At 60.1% G+C, this 21,177-nt stretch carries 4 protein-coding genes; 3 read left to right on the top strand and 1 reads right to left on the bottom strand.

Features of this window, described 5'->3' with window-relative positions; all coding sequences use genetic code 11:
- Window positions 1-115: 115 nt before the first annotated feature.
- Window positions 116-15,892, bottom strand: coding sequence for an Ig-like domain-containing protein (locus H045_RS22430; RefSeq protein ID WP_015373533.1), 15,777 nt, complete (start codon window positions 15,890-15,892; stop codon window positions 116-118).
- A 346-nt stretch (window positions 15,893-16,238) separates the two neighbouring features.
- Between H045_RS22430 and H045_RS22425 the strand changes: the two genes are divergently transcribed.
- From H045_RS22425 to H045_RS22415, 3 genes are read left to right on the top strand one after another with little or no spacing between them, the layout of a single operon-like run.
- Entirely contained in the window at window positions 16,239-17,591 is a 1,353-nt protein-coding gene (locus H045_RS22425) for a TolC family outer membrane protein (protein WP_003235955.1), read from the top strand.
- Window positions 17,592-17,636: 45 nt separating this feature from the next.
- Window positions 17,637-19,790: a type I secretion system permease/ATPase gene (locus tag H045_RS22420; protein ID WP_003235957.1), complete on the top strand. Its 2,154-nt coding sequence runs from the start codon at window positions 17,637-17,639 to the stop codon at window positions 19,788-19,790.
- Window positions 19,780-21,156, top strand: a complete 1,377-nt coding sequence (locus H045_RS22415; RefSeq protein ID WP_003235959.1) for an HlyD family type I secretion periplasmic adaptor subunit — start codon at window positions 19,780-19,782, stop codon at window positions 21,154-21,156. Before H045_RS22420 ends, H045_RS22415 begins: the two co-directional genes overlap by 11 nt.
- Window positions 21,157-21,177 lie beyond the last annotated feature (21 nt).

The raw sequence follows: 21,177 nt of genomic DNA, 5'->3' as shown, positions 1-21,177 counted from the left end.
TCCCAATAAAAAATCCCTGCAGGCACCGCGCACGGCGCCCACAGAGATTACACAGATTTTCCCGAAGCAGATGCCCGACGGCGCCAATCTTCGAAGATTGGCGCCGTCGGGGTGATCAGTCGTGATGCTTGACGGTCAGGTCGCCACCGGCGATCAGGTTATTGATCGCAGCGCTGCCGTTGCCCCAGCTGGCGCCATCGACCTTGATCGTGACATCGGCCGTACCGCCGCCCGAAGCGGTGAACGTACCGGCGCTGCTGACGCTCAATGTCGAGGTGCCCGAGGCATCGGTGGTCAGCTTCAGGTAGTTGGACAGGTTGTTGTCGTTATTGCCTTGCAGCAAGTCGGACAGGTCCAGCTTGTCGCCTTCGCCGTGCTTGAAGTCGGTGATGCGATCGAAGCCGCCGCTGGTGTTGGTGTCGCCTTTGAGCCACACGAAGGTATCGGCACCTGCACCGCCGCTGAGCACGTCATCGCCCTTGCCGCCCACCAGGATGTCGTTGCCGGCGCCGCCGGAGAGGCTGTCGTTACCACCCTGGCCGAACAGAATGTCATTGCCGGCATTGCCGATCAGGGTGTCGTTGCCATCCTTGGTGCCGTAGATGTTCGACGCGTTGGCCAGTGCGCCGATGTCCTGCACGTGCTCGGTGATGTACTGGTGCAAGGTGCGGTCGTCGATGTGGTCGACGGTAGTGGCCAGTTTCTCGGCAGCGAAGGCCTTGAGCGCGGCGCTGCCTTCCTGGCCTTTGTAGGTGATCAGGTCACCGAACAGAATGTCGTTGGCCGAGCCGCCGGTGAGGTTGTCGGCGCCCGCATCGGCGGTGTGGCCGGTGATGGCATCGGCCAGCTTAGCTGTGTCGATGGTGGCAACCACCTTGTCGGTGTCGAACTGCTTGAGCACCGTGGTATCGATGCTCGACCCCAGGCCGATGGCCTCGACCACGACCTTGCTGTCCACCGCGTTGACCAGGTTGGCGTAGGCCGCCTTGGCGTTGGCCAGGGCGGTGTCGTCGTCCTGATAGACCGCCGCCACGTCAAAGCCGCCCTTGGCGTTCGCCACAACGGTGCCTTCATAGATCGCCTGGCCCCAACCGTTGTAGGAATAGACCTTGCCATTACCGTCCACAATCATCCGCGACCAGCCGTTGATGGTGGTGTAGACCGCGTTGCCCTGGCCCAACACGTAGTTGGAGCTGTTGACCACGCTGTCGAAGTAAACATCCGAGCCCCAGAACGAGCTGGTCGTTCCCAGGTAAGGGTTGCCGTGCACCTCGGTAAATACGTTCGGCGAACCGTCGGTAATGAAGTACGTGAGGTTGGTCGCGCCCTTGTTGCTGGTGGCGTCGCTGCTCTTGAACCAGTTGGTGGCGGCGTTGAACGCATCCTGGTAGTTGGTCATGTCGCTGGAGTTGGAGGTCATCTGGGTCAAGACCGCCTGCAAGGCCGCTTTGGCAGCGTCCTTGTCGGCCAGATTGACCGAGACCTGAGATTCGATGCGCGTGTCAAAATCGACCAGCAGCACTTTCACCACGCCCGAGTCTTTATTGCCGGCATTGGCAATCAAGGTATTGAACACACTGGCCAGTTGGTTCTTGATCGAGTCCATGGCAGTGGTGCCGATGCTGCCCGAGGTGTCGACCAGGAACGCAATGTTGTAGTTGCTGCCCTGGGTAACGACGCCGGCCTTGTCGCCGACCACCACGTTGTTGACCGAGGAACTGCTCAAGTTGACGACATCGGCCACGCCAGTGCCTTCGGTCACCAGGTAAGCCTGCGGCGTCACGGTGATGGTGCTGGTGGCGATGCTCGAACTCAGGCTGTTGCCGCCTTCGTTGTCCATCACCGAGACCTCGATGGTACGGTCGCCGGTGGCCGGGTACTTGCTGGTGCTGGAATATTGGAACGACTCCAGCAGCGCCTTGTAGGTCGCCGCATCCGCCGCGCCCGACAGGCTCAGCATGATCTTGCCGCTGACGTCGGTGCCGACGCTGGTCAGGGTGATGCCTTTGTAGGTGCCGCCCACCGCCACCAGGCCGGAGGTCAATTGATCCCCGGCACTGGCGTTTTTGAGGGTGATACTCGCGCTCTGCATCTGGCTGCTGTCGACGTCGCCGATGGCCACGCTGCCGGTAATCGCCACGCCGCTGGTGCTGCGTTCGTTGTAGGTAGCGGCGAAGCCAGTGGCGACCGCGCCGTCGGCCGTGCTGAGGTCCAGGGTCGGGGCGTCGTTGACGGCAGTGACCACGATGCTCACTTTGCCGGTGGTGACTTGCGCAACGCCGGTACTCAGTTCGGTGGCCGTGGCTTTCACGGTCAGGTCGAAGCTGGCCGTCGAGTCCTTGAACGGGGTGACCGTCAGGGTTTTCAGGTTCCAGGTGCTCACATCGTAGAACGCGGTAGCGCCGGTCGAGGTGAAGCTGTGGCCGCTGGTGCCGTCGGTGATCACGGTGCCGGACGGCAAACCGCTGATTTCCACCTTGTGGGATTCCGAGCCGTCGTTGTCGACGAACATGGTGGTGATCGGCGCGACCTTGATGGTGGTGTCTTCCAGCCCACGGTTGTAGACGTAGCCGGTGTAGTAGCCCTCGCCATTGACCACATGACTGTCGCCCAGCACCGCACCTGCGGCCTTCAAGGCATCCACGCCGGTGTAGGTCTGTACGCCGCTGTTGCCCAGCGACATCGACGGGCCGTTGTTGATGGACACATTGATGTCGTAGTTGCCTGCGCCAGCCTGGTTGTAGTGGTAGATGTCGAGGGTGTAGTAACCCGATTCGGTCGGCGTGTATGCGGTGCCGGTAATCGCACCGCCCTGTTTGCTCCAGGTCTCGCTGGCGACCAGCTTGCCGCCCACGGTGATTGCCAGACTGTCATCGGCAGTGCCGGTAAAGTTGTAGCTCTTGCCGGCTTCCAGGTAGATCAGGCCGGAGACCTTGGTCGCCGTACCTTCCACCACGTTACTGTTGCTGACACTGCTGACCACACCGGTGGAGACTGCGGTGGCAGCGGTCTTGGCGTCGATCACGCGGATCAGGTCGCTGGACTGCGCCACGCCGTTACCGTTGGTGCCCAGGTCCTTGGCCAGTGTGCCGCCAGTCCAGGTCTGCAGGGTCAAACCGGTCGGCACCGCGCCGTATTGGCTCAGGCTTACCACCGGCACGTCCGTCACCGGGTGAATATCCACGGTGATGATTTTGGTGTCGCTGTAGAGGCTGCCGTCGTAGGCCTGGAACTTCAGCTGGGTGTAGTCGCTTTGCTTGTTGCCCACGCCAGTGCCGCCGAAGCTGTTATCACCCGACTCGTTGGCCACCGGGGTGTAGCGCACATTATGGCTGTCGAAGTCGGCCTGGCTGAACGCCTTGCCGGCCGAGGTATCAGTCTTCAAGTCAGCGGTGGTCAGTTGCGTCCACACGCCGTTGACTTTGTACTCGATGGCGCCGGCAGGCAGGCTGGTGAACACCACTTTCGGGTTGGCAGAGTCCACATCGTTGACGCCGAAGGTGGCCCAGGTCAGTTCGACCGGGGTGTCTTCGTTGCTGGCGATGTTGCCATTGGTGGCGGTCGGCGCGTCGTTGACCGGCGTGATGGTGATGGTGCCGTTGACCGCTGGCGAGGTCAGCACGTTGCTGCCGTCAGCGTTGCCGCTGTCGGTGGCGGTATAGGTGAAGTTCACCGTGCCGTTGAAGTCGGTGGCCGGCTTGAAGTAAACGGTCGCCTCGCCATTGCTGGCGGTGATCGGGCCGGTCACTTTGGTGGTCATCGCTGCATCGGTGTAGAAGGTGCCGTTGCTTGGCGTGCCCACGGAGAACGATTTCACGTTCGCCAGGCCGTCTACGTCGGTCGCGCTCAGCTTGACGGCGATACCGCTGGTTGGGTCTTCGGCACCGGTTGCGGTGGTTGCAATGGCAACCGGCGCGTCGTTGACCGGGGTCACGGTGATGGTGCCGTTGACCGCTGGCGAGGTCAGCACGTTGCTGCCGTCAGCATTGCCGCTGTCGGTGGCCGTGTACGTGAAGTTCACCGTGCCGTTGAAGTCGGTGGCCGGCTTGAAGTAAACGGTCGCCTCGCCATTGCTGGCGCTGATCGGGCCGGTCACTTTCGTGGTCATGGCCGCGTCGGTGTAGAACGTGCCGTTGCTTGGCGTGCCAACGGAGAACGATTTCACGTTCGCCAAGCCATCCACGTCGGTCGCGCTCAGCTTGACGGCGATGCCGCTGGTTGGGTCTTCAGTACCCGTTGCGGTGGTTGCGATGGCAACCGGCGCGTCGTTGACCGGGGTTACGGTGATGGTGCCGTTGACCGCTGGCGAGGTCAGCACGTTGCTGCCGTCAGCATTGCCGCTGTCGGTGGCGGTGTAGGTGAAGTTGACGGTGCCGTTGAAGTCGGTGGCCGGCTTGAAGTAAACGGTCGCCTCGCCATTGCTGGCGGTGATCGGGCCGGTCACTTTGGTGGTCATCGCCGCGTCGGTGTAGAAGGTGCCGTTGCTTGGCGTGCCCACGGAGAACGATTTCACGTTCGCCAGGCCGTCTACATCGGTCGCGCTCAACTTGACGGCGATGCCGCTGGTTGGGTCTTCAGTACCCGTTGCGGTGGTTGCGATGGCAACCGGCGCGTCGTTGACCGGGGTCACGGTGATGGTGCCGTTGACCGCTGGCGAGGTCAGCACGTTGCTGCCGTCAGCATTGCCGCTGTCGGTCGCGGTGTACGTAAATTTCACCGTGCCGTTGAAGTCGGTGGCCGGCTTGAAGTAAACGGTCGCCTCGCCATTGCTGGCAGTGATCGGGCCGGTCACTTTGGTGGTCATCGCCGCGTCGGTGTAGAAGGTGCCGTTGCTTGGCGTGCCCACGGAGAACGATTTCACGTTCGCCAGGCCATCCACGTCGGTCGCGCTCAGCTTGACGGCGATGCCGCTGGTTGGGTCTTCAGTACCCGTTGCGGTGGTTGCGATGGCAACCGGCGCATCGTTGACCGCGGTCACGGTGATGGTGCCGTTGACCGCTGGCGAGGTCAGCACGTTGCTGCCGTCAGCGTTGCCGCTGTCGGTGGCGGTATAGGTGAAGTTCACCGTGCCGTTGAAGTCGGTGGCCGGCTTGAAGTAAACGGTCGCCTCGCCATTGCTGGCGGTGATCGGGCCGGTCACTTTGGTGGTCATCGCTGCATCGGTGTAGAAGGTGCCGTTGCTTGGCGTGCCCACGGAGAACGATTTCACGTTCGCCAGGCCATCCACGTCGGTCGCGCTCAACTTGACGGCGATACCGCTGGTTGGGTCTTCAGTACCGGTTGCGGTGGTTGCGATGGCAACCGGCGCGTCGTTGACCGCCACCATGTTCACGTTCAGCGTACTGCTTGAGCCGGTGTTAGTGGTGTAACCGATTTGCGGTACGTCACCGTTGAAGTCTTTGACCGGGGTGAAGGTGTAGGCACCGTTGGCGCTGATGGTGATAGAGCCTACGCCAGTGATGACGGCGGTTTGGCCAGCAGCGTAGCTAGCGGTTCCGACGCTGAAGGTGGCTACGCTCAGAACGTTATCGACATCGCTGTCGTTGCTCAGCACGTTGCCAGTGGCAACGTTGTCTTCAAGCGCACTGCCGGTATCGGCTTTGAGGACGCTTGCGTCATCAACCGCATCAATCTTCACATCCAGCGTGCTGCTCGAACCGGTGTTGGTGGTGTAACCGATTTGCGGTACATCACCGTTGAAATCTTTAACGGGGGTGAAGGCGTACGCGCCGTCTGCACCGATGGTGATTGAACCGACGCCAGCAATGGTCGCGGTTTGGCCGGCGTTATAAGTGGTGCCACCAACATTGAACGTGGCAACAGTCAGGGTGCTGTCTACGTCCACGTCATTCGAGAGCACATTGCCAGTGGCAACGTTGTCTTCCAGCGCGCTGCCGGTGTCCGCTTTGAGAACGCTTGCGTCGTCAACCGCGTCGATCTTCACGTCCAGCGTGCTGCTAGAGCCGGTATTGGTGGTGTAGCCGATTTGTGGCACGTCACCGTTGAAGTCTTTAACTGGGGTGAAAGCGTATGCGCCGTCAGCGCCGATAGTGATGCTGCCCACGCCCGCGATCACGGCAGTCTGGCCGGCTGCGTAACTGGCACCACCGAAGTTGAACGTGGCGACTGTCAGTACGTTGTCGACGTCCACGTCATTCGAAAGGACGTTGCCGGTAGCAACGTTATCTTCCAGCGCACTGCCGGTATCGGCCTTGAGAACGCTTGCGTCATCAACCGCATCAATCTTCACGTCCAGGGTACTGCTCGAACCCGTGTTGGTCGTGTAACCGATTTGCGGAACATCGCCGTTGAAGTCTTTGACTGGCGTGAAGGCGTAGGCGCCGTCAGCACCAATGCTGATTGAACCGACGCCAGCAATGGTCGCGGTTTGGCCGGCGTTATAAGTGGTGCCACCAACATTGAACGTGGCAACAGTCAGGGTGCTGTCTACGTCCACGTCATTCGAGAGCACATTGCCAGTGGCAACGTTGTCTTCCAGCGCGCTGCCGGTGTCCGCTTTGAGAACGCTTGCGTCGTCGACTGCGTCGATTTTCACGTCCAGCGTGCTGCTCGAACCGGTGTTGGTCGTGTAACCGATTTGTGGCACGTCGCCGTTGAAGTCTTTGACCGGCGTGAAGGCATAGGCACCGTCAGCGCCGATAGTGATACTGCCCACACCTGCAATTACGGCAGTCTGGCCAACATTGTAGCTGGTGCCGTTTACGCTGAAAGTCGCAACGCTCAACACGTTATCCACATCGACGTCGTTGCTCAGCACGTTGCCGGTAGCAACGTTGTCTTCCAGCGCACTGCCGGTATCCGCCTTGAGAACGCTTGCGTCGTCAACCGCATCGATCTTCACGTCAAGCGTGCTGCTTGAACCGGTGTTGGTCGTGTAGCCGATTTGCGGAACGTCGCCGTTGAAGTCTTTGACCGGCGTGAAGGCGTAGGCGCCGTCTGCACCGATGGTGATTGAGCCGACGCCAGCAATGGTCGCGGTTTGGCCGGCGTTATAAGTGGTGCCACCAACATTGAACGTGGCAACAGTCAGGGCGTTGTCCACGTCCACGTCATTGCTCAGCACGTTGCCAGTGGCAACGTTATCTTCCAGCGCACTGCCGGTATCTGCCTTGAGGATGCTTGCGTCATCGACCGCGTCAATCTTCACGTCCAGCGTGCTGCTCGAACCGGTGTTGGTGGTGTAGCCGATTTGCGGTACATCGCCATTGAAGTCTTTGACTGGGGTGAAGACGTAGGCGCCGTCAGCACCGATGGTGATTGAACCGACGCCAGCAATGGTGGCGGTTTGGCCGGCGTTATAAGTGGTGCCACCAACGTTGAACGTGGCAACAGTCAGGGTATTGTCGACGTCAACGTCGTTGCTCAACACATTGCCGGTAGCAACGTTATCTTCCAGGGCGCTGCCGGTGTCGGCTTTGAGGACGCTCGCGTCGTCAACCGCATCGATCTTCACGTCCAGCGTGCTGCTCGAACCGGTGTTGGTCGTGTAGCCGATTTGTGGCACGTCGCCGTTGAAGTCTTTAACTGGGGTGAAAGCGTAGGCGCCGTCTGCACCAATAGTGATGCTGCCCACACCTGCAATTACGGCCGTCTGGCCAGCGTTGTAGCTGGTGCCGTTGACGCTGAAAGTCGCAACGCTCAACACGTTATCGACGTCGACGTCGTTGCTCAGCACATTGCCAGTGGCAACGTTGTCTTCCAGCGCGCTACCGGTATCGGCTTTGAGGACGCTTGCGTCGTCGACTGCGTCGATCTTCACGTCAAGCGTGCTGCTTGAGCCGGTGTTGGTCGTGTAGCCGATTTGTGGCACGTCACCATTGAAGTCTTTGACTGGCGTGAAGGCGTACGCGCCGTCTGCACCGATGGTGATGTTGCCCACGCCCGCGATAACGGCGGTTTGGCCGGCTGCGTAGTTGGTGCCACCCACGTTGAACGTTGCGACAGTCAGGGTGTTGTCTACGTCCACGTCATTCGAGAGCACATTGCCAGTGGCTACGTTATCTTCAAGCGCGCTACCGGTATCGGCTTTGAGCACGCTTGCGTCGTCGACTGCGTCGATTTTCACGTCCAGGGTACTGCTCGAACCGGTGTTGGTCGTGTAACCGATTTGCGGAACATCGCCGTTGAAGTCTTTAACGGGGGTGAAGGCGTATGCGCCATCAGCACCGATGGTGATTGAGCCGACGCCAGCAATGGTCGCGGTTTGGCCGGCGTTATAAGTGGTGCCACCAACATTGAACGTGGCAACAGTCAGCGTGTTGTCTACGTCGACGTCATTGCTCAACACATTGCCAGTGGCAACGTTATCTTCCAAGGCGCTGCCGGTGTCTGCTTTGAGGACGCTCGCGTCGTCAACCGCATCGATCTTCACGTCCAGCGTGCTGCTCGAACCGGTGTTGGTGGTGTAGCCAATTTGTGGCACATCACCGTTGAAGTCTTTGACTGGCGTGAAGACGTAGGCGCCGTCTGCACCGATGGTAATAGCGCCGACACCTGCGATAGTTGCGGTCTGGCCGGCTGCGTAACTGGTACCACCGACATTGAACGTGGCAACTGTCAGTACGTTGTCGACGTCCACGTCATTCGAAAGGACGTTGCCAGTGGCAACGTTGTCTTCCAGCGCGCTGCCGGTGTCCGCTTTGAGGACGCTTGCGTCGTCAACCGCGTCGATCTTCACATCCAGCGTGCTGCTCGAACCGGTGTTGGTGGTGTAACCGATTTGCGGCACATCGCCATTGAAATCTTTGACTGGGGTGAAGGCGTACGCGCCGTCTGCACCAATGGTGATGCTGCCCACGCCCGCGATAACGGCGGTCTGACCGGCGTTGTAATTGGTGCCGTTGACGTTGAAGGTGGCAACGCTCAACACGTTATCCACATCGACGTCGTTGCTCAGCACATTGCCAGTGGCAACGTTATCTTCCAGCGCGCTGCCGGTATCGGCTTTCAGAACACTGGCGTCATCAACCGCATCAATCTTCACATCCAGGATGCTGCTCGAGCCGGTGTTGGTGGTGTAGCCGATTTGCGGTACATCACCATTGAAGTCTTTGACTGGGGTGAAGGTGTACGCGCCATCAGTGCCGATGGTGACGCTACCCACGCCCGCGATAACGGCGGTCTGGCCTGCGTTGTAACTGGTGCCGTTAACGCTGAAGGTCGCAACGGTCAAGACGTTGTCAACATCGACGTCATTCGAAAGGACGTTGCCGGTAGCAACGTTATCTTCAAGCGCGCTGCCGGTATCCACCTTGAGCACGCTTGCGTCGTCGACTGCGTCGATCTTCACATCCAGCGTGCTGCTCGAACCGGTATTGGTGGTGTAACCGATTTGCGGTACATCACCGTTGAAATCTTTAACGGGGGTGAAGGCGTACGCGCCGTCTGCACCAATGGTGATGCTGCCCACGCCCGCGATAACGGCGGTCTGACCGGCGTTGTAATTGGTGCCGTTGACGTTGAAGGTGGCAACGCTCAACACGTTATCCACATCGACGTCGTTGCTCAGCACATTGCCAGTGGCAACGTTATCTTCCAGCGCGCTGCCGGTATCGGCTTTCAGAACACTGGCGTCATCAACCGCATCAATCTTCACATCCAGCGTGCTGCTCGAACCGGTATTGGTGGTATAGCCGATTTGCGGCACATCGCCGTTGAAGTCTTTAACGGGGGTGAAGGCGTACGCGCCGTCAGCGCCGATAGTGATGCTACCCACGCCCGCGATCACGGCAGTCTGGCCGGCGGCGTAGTTGGTGCCACCCACGTTGAACGTGGCTACAGTCAATGTGTTATCGACGTCGACGTCATTGCTCAGCACGTTGCCGGTAGCAACGTTGTCTTCAAGCGCACTGCCGGTATCGGCTTTCAGAACACTGGCGTCGTCAACCGCGTCGATCTTCACGTCTAGCGTGCTGCTAGAGCCGGTATTGGTGGTGTAGCCGATTTGCGGCACATCACCGTTGAAGTCTTTGACTGGCGTGAAGGTGTACGCGCCATCAGTGCCGATGGTGATTGAGCCAACACCCGCGATGGTCGAGGTCTGGCCGGCGTTATAGCTGGTGCCGTTGACGCTGAAGGTCGCAACGCTCAAGACGTTATCGACGTCGACGTCGTTGCTCAGCACATTGCCGGTGGCTACGTTGTCTTCCAGCGCACTGCCGGTGTCAGCTTTGAGGATGCTTGCGTCATCGACCGCGTCAATCTTCACGTCCAGCGTGCTGCTTGAACCGGTGTTGGTGGTGTAGCCGATTTGCGGAACATCGCCGTTGAAGTCTTTGACTGGGGTGAAGACGTAGGCGCCGTCAGCGCCGATAGTGATGCTGCCCACGCCCGCGATAACGGCAGTCTGGCCAGCTGCGTAGTTGGTGCCGCCCACGTTGAACGTGGCGACAGTGAGAGTGTTGTCGACGTCAACGTCATTGCTCAACACATTGCCAGTGGCAACGTTATCTTCAAGCGCGCTACCGGTATCGGCCTTAAGGACGCTTGCGTCATCAACCGCATCAATCTTCACATCCAGCGTGCTGCTCGAACCGGTGTTGGTGGTGTAACCGATTTGCGGCACGTCGCCGTTGAAGTCTTTGACTGGCGTGAAGGCGTAGGCGCCGTCAGCGCCGATAGTGATGCTGCCCACACCTGCAATTACGGCAGTCTGGCCAGCGTTGTAGCTGGTGCCGTTTACGCTGAAAGTCGCAACGCTCAACACGTTATCGACGTCGACGTCGTTGCTCAGCACGTTGCCAGTGGCAACGTTGTCTTCAAGCGCGCTGCCAGTGTCGGCTTTGAGGACGCTCGCGTCGTCAACCGCGTCAATCTTCACATCCAGCGTGCTGCTCGAACCGGTATTGGTGGTATAGCCGATTTGCGGCACATCGCCGTTGAAGTCTTTAACGGGGGTGAAAGCGTAGGCGCCGTCAGCGCCGATAGTGATGCTACCCACGCCCGCGATCACGGCAGTCTGGCCGGCGGCGTAGTTGGTGCCACCCACGTTGAACGTGGCGACAGTCAATGTGTTATCTACGTCGACGTCATTGCTCAACACATTGCCAGTGGCAACGTTGTCTTCCAGCGCACTGCCGGTATCCGCCTTGAGCACGCTTGCGTCGATCTTCACATCAAGGGTGCTGCTGGAACCGGTGTTGGTGGTGTAACCGATTTGCGGTACATCACCGTTGAAATCTTTAACGGGGGTGAAAGCGTATGCGCCGTCTGCACCGATCGTGATTGAGCCAACGCCTGCGATAACAGCGATCTGGCCGGCTGCGTAACTAGTGCCTGCCACGCTGAACGTGGCGACTGTCAGTACATTGTCGACGTCTACGTCATTCGAGAGCACGTTGCCGGTGGCAACGTTATCTTCCAAGGCGTTACCGGTATCTGCTTTGAGAACGCTTGCGTCATCAACCGCATCAATCTTCACATCGAGCGTGCTGCTCGAACCCGTGTTGGTGATGTAGCCGATTTGCGGCACATCGCCGTTGAAATCTTTGACTGGCGTGAAGGCGTAGGCGCCATCATTACCGATGGTGATGCTGCCCACGCCGGCGATAACGGCGGTCTGGCCTGCGTTGTAACTGGTGCCATTGACGCTGAAGCTGGCGATGCTCAACACGTTATCGACGTCAACATCGTTGCTCAGCACGTTACCAGTGGCAACGTTGTCTTCAAGCGCACTGCCGGTATCCGCCTTGAGGACGCTTGCGTCGTCAACCGCGTCGATCTTCACGTCTAGGGTGCTGCTCGAACCGGTGTTGGTCGTGTAACCGATTTGCGGCACATCGCCGTTGAAGTCTTTGACCGGCGTGAAGGCGTAGGCGCCGTCTGCACCGATGGTGATGCTGCCCACGCCTGCAATTACGGCCGTCTGGCCAGCGTTGTAGCTGGTGCCGTTGACACTGAAAGTCGCAACGCTCAACACGTTATCGACGTCGACGTCATTGCTCAGCACATTGCCAGTGGCAACGTTGTCTTCAAGCGCACTGCCGGTATCCGCCTTGAGAACGCTTGCGTCGTCAACCGCGTCGATCTTCACGTCAAGCGTGCTGCTTGAACCGGTGTTGGTCGTGTAACCGATTTGCGGCACATCGCCGTTGAAGTCTTTGACCGGCGTGAAGGCATAGGCACCGTCAGCGCCGATAGTGATACTCCCCACACCTGCAATTACGGCCGTCTGGCCGGCTGCGTAGTTGGTGCCACCCACGTTGAACGTTGCAACAGTCAGGGTGTTGTCGACGTCAACGTCGTTGCTCAGCACATTGCCTGTTGCAACGTTATCTTCCAGCGCGCTACCGGTATCAGCCTTGAGGACACTTGCGTCGTCGACTGCGTCGATTTTCACATCCAGCGTGCTGCTCGAACCGGTGTTGGTGGTGTAACCGATTTGCGGAACGTCACCGTTGAAGTCTTTAACAGGCGTGAAGGCGTAGGCGCCGTCAGCGCCGATAGTGATGCTACCCACGCCCGCGATCACGGCAGTCTGGCCGGCGGCGTAGTTGGTGCCACCCACGTTGAACGTGGCTACAGTCAATGTGTTATCGACGTCGACGTCATTGCTCAGCACGTTGCCGGTAGCAACGTTGTCTTCAAGCGCACTGCCGGTATCGGCTTTCAGAACGCTTGCGTCATCAACCGCATCAATCTTCACATCCAGCGTGCTGCTTGAGCCCGTGTTGGTCGTGTAGCCGATTTGCGGCACATCGCCATTGAAGTCTTTGACTGGAGTGAAGACGTAGGCGCCGTCAGCGCCGATAGTGATGCTGCCCACGCCCGCGATCACAGCAGTCTGGCCAGCTGCGTAGTTGGTGCCGCCCACGTTGAACGTGGCAACAGTCAGGGTGTTGTCGACGTCTAGGTCATTGCTCAACACATTGCCGGTGGCAACGTTATCTTCAAGCGCACTGCCGGTATCCGCCTTGAGAACGCTTGCGTCATCAACCGCATCAATCTTCACGTCCAGGGTACTGCTCGAACCCGTGTTGGTCGTGTAACCGATTTGCGGCACATCACCGTTGAAGTCTTTGACTGGGGTGAAGACGTAGGCGCCGTCAGCGCCGATAGTGATGCTGCCCACGCCCGCGATCACGGCAGTCTGGCCAGCTGCGTAGTTGGTGCCGCCCACGTTGAACGTGGCAACAGTGAGAGTGTTGTCGACGTCAACGTCATTGCTCAACACATTGCCGGTGGCAACGCTGTCTTCCAGGGCGCTGCCGGTGTCTGCTTTGAGAACGCTTGCGTCATCAACCGCATCAATCTTCACATCGAGCGTGCTGCTCGAACCGGTGTTGGTGGTGTAGCCGATTTGCGGCACATCGCCGTTGAAATCTTTGACTGGCGTGAAGGCGTAGGCGCCATCAGTACCGATGGTGATGCTGCCCACACCTGCAATTAAGGCAGTCTGGCCAGCGTTGTAGCTGGTGCCGTTTACGCTGAAAGTCGCAACGCTCAACACGTTATCGACGTCGACGTCGTTGCTCAGCACGTTGCCAGTGGCAACGTTGTCTTCAAGCGCACTGCCGGTATCGGCTTTGAGGACGCTTGCGTCGTCGACTGCGTCGATTTTCACGTCCAGCGTGCTGCTAGAGCCGGTATTGGTGGTGTAACCGATTTGCGGCACATCGCCATTGAAATCTTTGACTGGTGTGAAGGCGTACGCGCCGTCTGCACCAATGGTGATGCTGCCCACGCCCGCGATAACGGCGGTTTGGCCTGCGTTATAAGTGGTGCCACCAACGTTGAACGTGGCTACAGTCAATGTGTTATCGACATCGACGTCATTGCTCAGCACGTTACCAGTGGCAACGTTGTCTTCAAGCGCGCTGCCGGTATCGGCTTTGAGGACGCTTGCGTCGTCGACTGCGTCGATTTTCACGTCCAGCGTGCTGCTAGAGCCGGTATTGGTGGTGTAACCGATTTGCGGCACATCGCCATTGAAATCTTTGACTGGTGTGAAGGCGTAAGCGCCGTCTGCACCAATGGTGATGCTGCCCACGCCCGCGATAACGGCGGTCTGACCGGCGTTGTAATTGGTGCCGTTGACGTTGAAGGTGGCAACGCTCAACACGTTATCCACGTCGACGTCGTTGCTCAGCACATTGCCAGTGGCAACGTTGTCTTCAAGCGCGCTACCGGTATCGGCTTTGAGAACGCTCGCATCATCTACAGCATCAATCTTCACATCCAGCGTGCTGCTCGAACCGGTGTTGGTCGTGTAACCGATTTGCGGCACATCGCCGTTGAAGTCTTTGACCGGCGTAAACACATAAGTACCATCAGCACCGATGGTAACTGAGCCCACACCCACAATAGTCGCAGTCTGACCAGCGTTATAAGTGGTGCCGTTGACGCTGAAAGTCGCGACGCTCAACACGTTGTCGACATCGACATCATTCGAAAGCACGTTGCCTGTCGCAACGTTATCTTCCTGCACCGTGCTGGTGTCCGCCTTCAACACGCTCGCGTCATCAACCGCCACCACGTTCATATTCAGCGTGCTGCTGGATCCGGTGTTGGTGGTGTAGCCGATCTGCGGCACATCACCGTTGAAGTCCTTGATCGGGGTGAAGGTGTACGCGCCATCGGCGCCGATGGTGATGTTGCCCACGCCGGCAATGGTCGCGGTCTGGCCGGCGTTGAACGTGGTGCCGCCCACAGTGAAGGTGGCAACCGACAACACGTTGTCGATATCGCTGTCGTTGCTCAGCACGTTGCCGGTCGCAACGCCGTCTTCGGCGAGGGTGGCGGTGTCGGCCACCAGTACGCTCGGGTTATCCACAGCCACCACCGTGGTGGTCGCCGCTTGTGGGTTGATCGCGAGGTTCTCGTAGTTGCCGCCGCTGGCGGCAGTGATGCTGGCGCTGACGGTCAGGTCCTTGCCATCGGCCAGGTTCGCCGGGGTGTCGACGCTGACGGTGCCGGTGGTTTTGCCGGCTTCAATGGTGATGGTGGTGTTGTTGGACAGCGTGACGGTGACGTCGGTCTGCGCGGCGTTGGTCACGGTGGCGGTGTAGACGATCTTGCCGCCCTCATCCACCGAGGCGGCGGCGGTGAGTGTCACGGTGGTGGTGTCGATGGTGTCGTTGACTTGCGTCACCGCAGGCGTCGGGTCCGTGGTGACGACCACGTTGCCGCCGCCGGTCGTGCCAGTGATGGTGGCAGAGATCGACGAGGCATCCAGGTACGGTGTGTCATTGCCGGCAAAGGTGACGTTCAGCGCGCCGGAGGTCTGACCGGCCGCGATCACTACGGCCAGGCCGTTGGACAAGGTAACGGTGAGGTCGCTGGTCGGAGCCTGGGTGGCGAATGCGGTGTAAACCACCACGCCGCCGGCTTCGGTGATGGTCGGCGTGGCGGTCAGTGTGACGGTGACGTTTTGCGCAGTGGCGCCGTTGTTAGTGTTGCCGGCGGTGAGCGGCGCAGCGCCGGCATCTGCAGCGTTGAGGCCGTTGGTCGGATAGCCGATGGTGGGGTCGACCACGCCTGCGGTCGCGTCCAGCACCACGAAGCTGTGCCCGCCCCCGACGGCGCCGTCTGCACCGGCGGCGCTCGGGCCGGCGGCGGTGGCTTCGAGGTCCTGCGTCGGGTCGGCGCCGGCAGCGATGGCTTGCTGCAGCTCGGCAACGGAAGGCGCGGCCTGGGCAGTGGCGGCGCTCAGGTCGGTGGACGAGTCGGGCGCGTCGGCGCTCCACTGGCTGTCGCGGCCCAGGTCAATCACACGGCCATCGGCAAGCTCCAGCGATACGGCGCCAGCAGGGCCGGTATCGACCTGTTCTCCGGCGAACAGGCGATCACCTTCTACAAGCAGGCGGCGAATCCCTTCCGGGGATACCGCAAACACTTGACCGACAATGCTTTTGACGACCGCAACGCTGCTCATAAAAAAATCTCCGAAATACCGTTCAGGGGGCATCCATCAAGGAGACCGGCCCTAACGCTGGTGCCGATTCAATAGCTGGAGTACTTGATTCTTGCGTAAAAATTTTGGCGTCAATATTTTGATGTTTTTTCGGAAGAATTACTTTTCCGTCAAGGTATTGACCTATCGGGCGCCATCCTAAACAATCCGCCCCGTAATGTCACATTGATATTTAAGCGGCCTCGCGACTTTCTGTTTGCGCCCTCCGGCGCCCACTAAAAACGGGCATTTCGAGCTGCCACTCCCATGCAATATTCCAAATTTGTTGCAGCTTTGCAGGCAACCAGATCTCCGGGGAAACATCAGAATGCGTTTGCACTTTTTCATCGCCGTGCCGTTCGCTCTCGCCGCCAGTTTCGTGCAGGCCCAAACCCTCTCTGAGGCCATGCAGAAGGCGGTGGACGTGCACCCGGAGATTCAGGCTGGCGTGAATGCGCGCATCGCTGCCGACTATCAAGTGCGAGCGGCCCAAGGCGGCTATCTGCCTAAAGTGGACTTGCTGGGCGGTTATGGCCGTGAAAGCTCCGACAACACCACCACTCGCGCCGCCAGCAACAGCCATGACTGGAAAACCCTGAACCGGGGTGAGTCGAGCATTCGCCTGCAACAGAACCTGTTCCAGGGCTTCGGCACGCAAAATGAAGTCAGCCGCCAGCAAGCCACCGCCAACTCCCGTGGCTATGCGCTGCTCAACACCACCGAACGCACCGCCCTGACGGTCGCTCAGGTTTATCTGGATGTGCTGACCCGTCGCGAGATGGTGCAACTGGCAGAAGACAACCTGAAAAGCCACGAACGCATCTTTGACCAGATCAAATTGCGCACCAGCCGTGGCGTCGGAAGAATGGCGGACATGGACCAGGCCGAAGCCCGACTGGCTCAGGCGCGTAACAACCTGCTGACCGAGCAGACCAACCTCGAAGACGCCAAGGCCAATTACATCAGCGCCGTCGGCGAAGAGCCCGATCAGCTGGAACGGCCGCAGGGTTTTGTCGCCCTGATGCCGGCCAACCTTGAAGAGGCGCGGCGCCAGATGGTCGAGAGCAGCCCGGTACTGCGTTCGGCCGAGTCGGACATCGCCGCTGCCGAAAAGCAGTACGAAGCCGCCAAGTCGACCTTCTATCCGCGCTTCGACGCCGAACTGCAGCGCTCGGCCAACAACAATGTCGGCGGCGAAGAAGGGCATGACAACGGCTACTCGGCCATGCTGCGCATGCAGTTCAACCTGTACTCCGGCGGCAGCAACAAGGCCGACCTGCAGTCCAAGGCCTCCCAGGCCTCCCAGGCGCTGGATATTCGCAACAACGCCCTGCGCGAGCTGAACCAGGAACTGAGCCTGGCCTGGAACGCTTACAACAACGCCGCGGCGCAGGTGCCGATCGCTCAGGAATACGTGGACCGCAGCACCCGCGTGCGCACTTCTTACCAGCAGCAGTTCAGCCTCGGTGAGCGTACACTGCTCGACCTGCTCGACAGCGAGAACGAACTGTTCACCGCGTCGCAGCGTCTGGCGCAGATCAAGAACCTGCAGCTGTACACGCAATACCGCATCAAGGCCGACATGGGCCAACTGCTGAGAAGCCAGGGCATCGTCGCTCCGCTGGCCTCGGTCGTGCAAAACGAAGTCAAAACGAAAGTGAACCTGCCAGGGATGAACTGATTTTTTACGGAGTTGGAGCACTCAACGCATTAAGAGAGAGTCAGCTTGAATTCTGATATCGATGTGGCGCAGCTCAATCATGACCCGCGCAGTCAGCACGACGATCCTTTGCTGGATGGTCTGCTGACCCTCTGTTCCCTGCATTACAAACCCGCCAGCCGGGCAATGCTGACCACCGGCCTGCCCCTGGCCGCGCAACGCCTGAGCGCCGAGCTGCTGCCACGCGCAGCCGCCCGCGCGGGTTTGCAGGGGCGATTGCTGCAGCGCAAGCTGGAACAGATTCCGACGATTGCCCTGCCGGCCATGCTGCTGCTCAAGGAAGGGCGCAGTGCGGTGTTGTTGGGCTGGGACGGGGACACGGCGCGCCTGCTGCTGAGCGAAAGTGACGGCGGCGAGGTTCAGGTCAGCCGTGAGCTGTTGAGCCAGGACTACAGCGGCCGGGTGTTCTTCGCTCAGCCGCAGCACAAGTTCGACGTCACCAACGGCACGCTGATCCCGCGTGCGCGCTCGTGGTTTCGCGACACCCTCAAACGCTCACGCTGGCTGTACGCCGATGCCATCGCCGCGAGCCTGGTGATCAACCTGATCGCCCTGGCTGCGCCGCTGTTCGTGATGAACGTGTACGACCGCGTGGTGCCGAACCAGGCAACCGCCACTCTGTGGGTGCTGGCCATCGGTATCTGTGGCGCGTACCTGTTCGACCTGCTGCTCAAGAGCCTGCGCAGTTTGTGCCTGGACTTGGCGGGCAAGAAAACCGATTTGATCATTTCCGCGACGCTGTTCGAGCGCATCGTGGGCATGGCGATGAAAGTGCGTCCGGCCCGGGTGGGCAGCTACGCGCAAAATATCCATGAGTTTCAGGGAATGCGCGACTTCCTCACGTCCCTGACCCTCACCAGCCTGATCGACCTGCCGTTTACCCTGATCATCCTGCTGGTGATCGCCCTGCTCGGCGGCCACCTGGTGTGGATCCCGATCATCGCCTTCCCGTTGGCGCTGGGTATCGGCCATATGCTGCAAAAGCCGCTGACGGCGACCCTGCAACGCACCATGGCCCTGGGCGCCGAGCGCCAGTCGAGCCTGATCGAAACCCTCGCCGGGCTCGATGCGGTGAAGGTCAACAACGCCGAGAGCGAGCGCCAGTACCAGTGGGAACAGACCATCGGCACCCTCAGCCGGCTCGAACTGCGGGTCAAGGTGCTGTCGGGCCTGGCCATGAACATCACCTTGCTGATCCAGCAAGTGGCCGGCGTGGCGATGATCATTTTCGGCGTGTACCAGATCATCGACGGTAACCTCAGCATGGGCGGCCTGGTGGCGTGCTACATGCTCAGTGGCCGCGCGCTGGGGCCGTTGGCCCAGCTGTCGGGGCTGTTGACCCGTTACCAGCAGGCCAAGGTGACGATGGTGTCGGTGGACGAGATGATGGAGCTGCCGCAAGAGCGCAATTACGACGAGCGCCCGCTCAGTCGCAAAGCGCTGCAAGGCGCGATGGCGTTCCGTGAAGTCGACTTTACCTACCCGAATCAGCAGACCCTGGCGTTGCGCGGCATCAACCTGAACATTCGCCCCGGCGAGAAGATCGGCATCATCGGCCGCAGCGGCTCGGGCAAAAGCTCGCTGGCCAAACTGCTGGTGGGCCTGTATCAGCCGGACGCCGGCTCTTTGCTGGTGGACGGCGTGGACATCCGCCAGATCGACGTCAGCGAACTGCGCCACAACATCGGCTACGTGGCCCAGGACATTCAATTGCTGGCCGGCACCCTGCGTGACAACCTGGTGTCGGGTGCGCGCTACGTTGACGATGAAATGGTACTGCAAGCGGCCGAACTGGCCGGCGTGCATGAGTTTGCCAGGCTGCATCCGCAAGGCTACGAACTGCAAGTGGGCGAGCGTGGGCAAAACCTGTCCGGCGGCCAACGCCAGAACGTTGCCCTGGCCCGTGCGCTGCTGCTCAACCCGCCCATCCTGCTGCTGGACGAGCCGACCAGCGCCATGGACAACACCGGCGAAGAGCGTCTCAAGCAGCGCCTGCAGTCGGTGATCGAAAACAAGACGGTGATTCTCGTCACCCACCGTGCTTCGCTGCTGAGCCTGGTCGACCGCCTGCTGGTGATCGACCGCGGCCAGATCCTCGCAGACGGCCCGAAAGCGGCCGTCATGGAAGCGCTGAAAAAGGGGCAGATCAGTGTCGCTTAAATCCGGACCACGCCGCCTCAAAGACGTCATCGTCGGTTATTTCAGAGGCACCGACTCCCTCGACGACCAGCCCTTGCCCGAAGTGGAAAAAGCACTGGTCGACGACGCACCGCGCATCGTGCGCCTGACTATCTGGGGCGTGATCGGCTTCTTCGTGTTCCTCGTGCTGTGGGCGCACTTCGCGATCATCGATGAAGTGACCAAAGGCGAAGGCAAGGCCATCCCGTCATCGCGCATCCAGAAAATCCAGAACCTGGAAGGCGGTATCGTCGCGCAGATTTACGTGCACGAAGGCCAGATCGTCGAGCCCGGCGCACCGCTGGTGCGCCTGGACGACACGCGTTTTGCCTCCAACGTCGGCGAAACCGAAGCCGACCGCGTGGCCATGGAACTGCGCGTCGAGCGCCTGAGCGCAGAAGTGGAAAACCGCCCGCTGAACATCACCGAGGATGCCCGCAAGGCCGTCCCCAACCAGGCCTCGAACGAAGAATCGCTGTACCTGAGCCGACGCCAGCAACTGGCCGACGAGATTGGCGGGCTGCAACAGCAACTGCTGCAGCGTCAGCAGGAGCTGCGTGAATTCAGCTCCAAGCAGGAACAGTACCGCAACAGCCTGGGCCTGCTGCGCCAGGAGATCGGCATGTCCGAACCGCTGGTACAGCAGGGTGCGATCTCGCCAGTGGAAGTGCTGCGCCTCAAGCGCTCGGAAGTCGAAACCCGCGGCATGCTCGACGGCACCACCCTGGCCATCCCGCGCGCCCAGGCGGCTATCAACGAAGTGCAGCAAAAGATCAACGAAACCCGCGGCAAATTCCGCAGCGAAGCCCTGGCCCAGCTCAACGAAGCACGCACCAACCTGAGCAAGGCCCAGGCCACCTCCAAAGGCCTGGAAGACCGCGTTAGCCGCACCATGGTCACCTCGCCGGTGCGCGGCATCGTCAAACAGATGCTGGTCAACACCGTGGGCGGCGTAATCCAGCCCGGCAGCGACATCGCCGAAGTGGTGCCACTGGACGACACCCTGCTGGTGGAAGCACGCATCCGCCCGCAGGACATCGCCTTCCTGCACCCGGGCCAGGAAGCCATGATCAAATTCACCGCCTACGACTACACCATCTACGGTGGCCTCAAAGGCAAACTGGAACAGATCGGCGCCGACACCGTGCAGGATGAAGAGAAGAAAAACACCTTCTACGTCATCAAACTGCGCACCGAACGCAGCCACCTGGGCACCGATGAGAAACCATTGCTGATCATCCCGGGGATGGTGGCGTCGGTGGACATCATTACCGGCAAGAAGAGCGTGCTGAGCTATCTGCTCAAGCCGATCATCAAATCGCGGGCCGAGGCGTTGCACGAGCGTTGATGGCTTTGGATTTACGCGGTG

The sequence above is a fragment of the Pseudomonas poae RE*1-1-14 genome (assembly GCF_000336465.1).
Taxonomy (GTDB): Bacteria; Pseudomonadota; Gammaproteobacteria; order Pseudomonadales; family Pseudomonadaceae; genus Aquipseudomonas; species Aquipseudomonas poae.
Note: the sequence above shows the minus strand (reverse complement) of the source record. Positions and strands in the feature narration are given on the sequence as shown.

Coding starts and splice junctions, on each gene's coding strand:
- H045_RS22430 (WP_015373533.1), bottom strand. CDS start 15,892: ATGAGCAGCGTTGCGGTCGTCAAAAGCATTGTCGGTCAAGTGTTTGCG.
- H045_RS22425 (WP_003235955.1), top strand. CDS start 16,239: ATGCGTTTGCACTTTTTCATCGCCGTGCCGTTCGCTCTCGCCGCCAGT.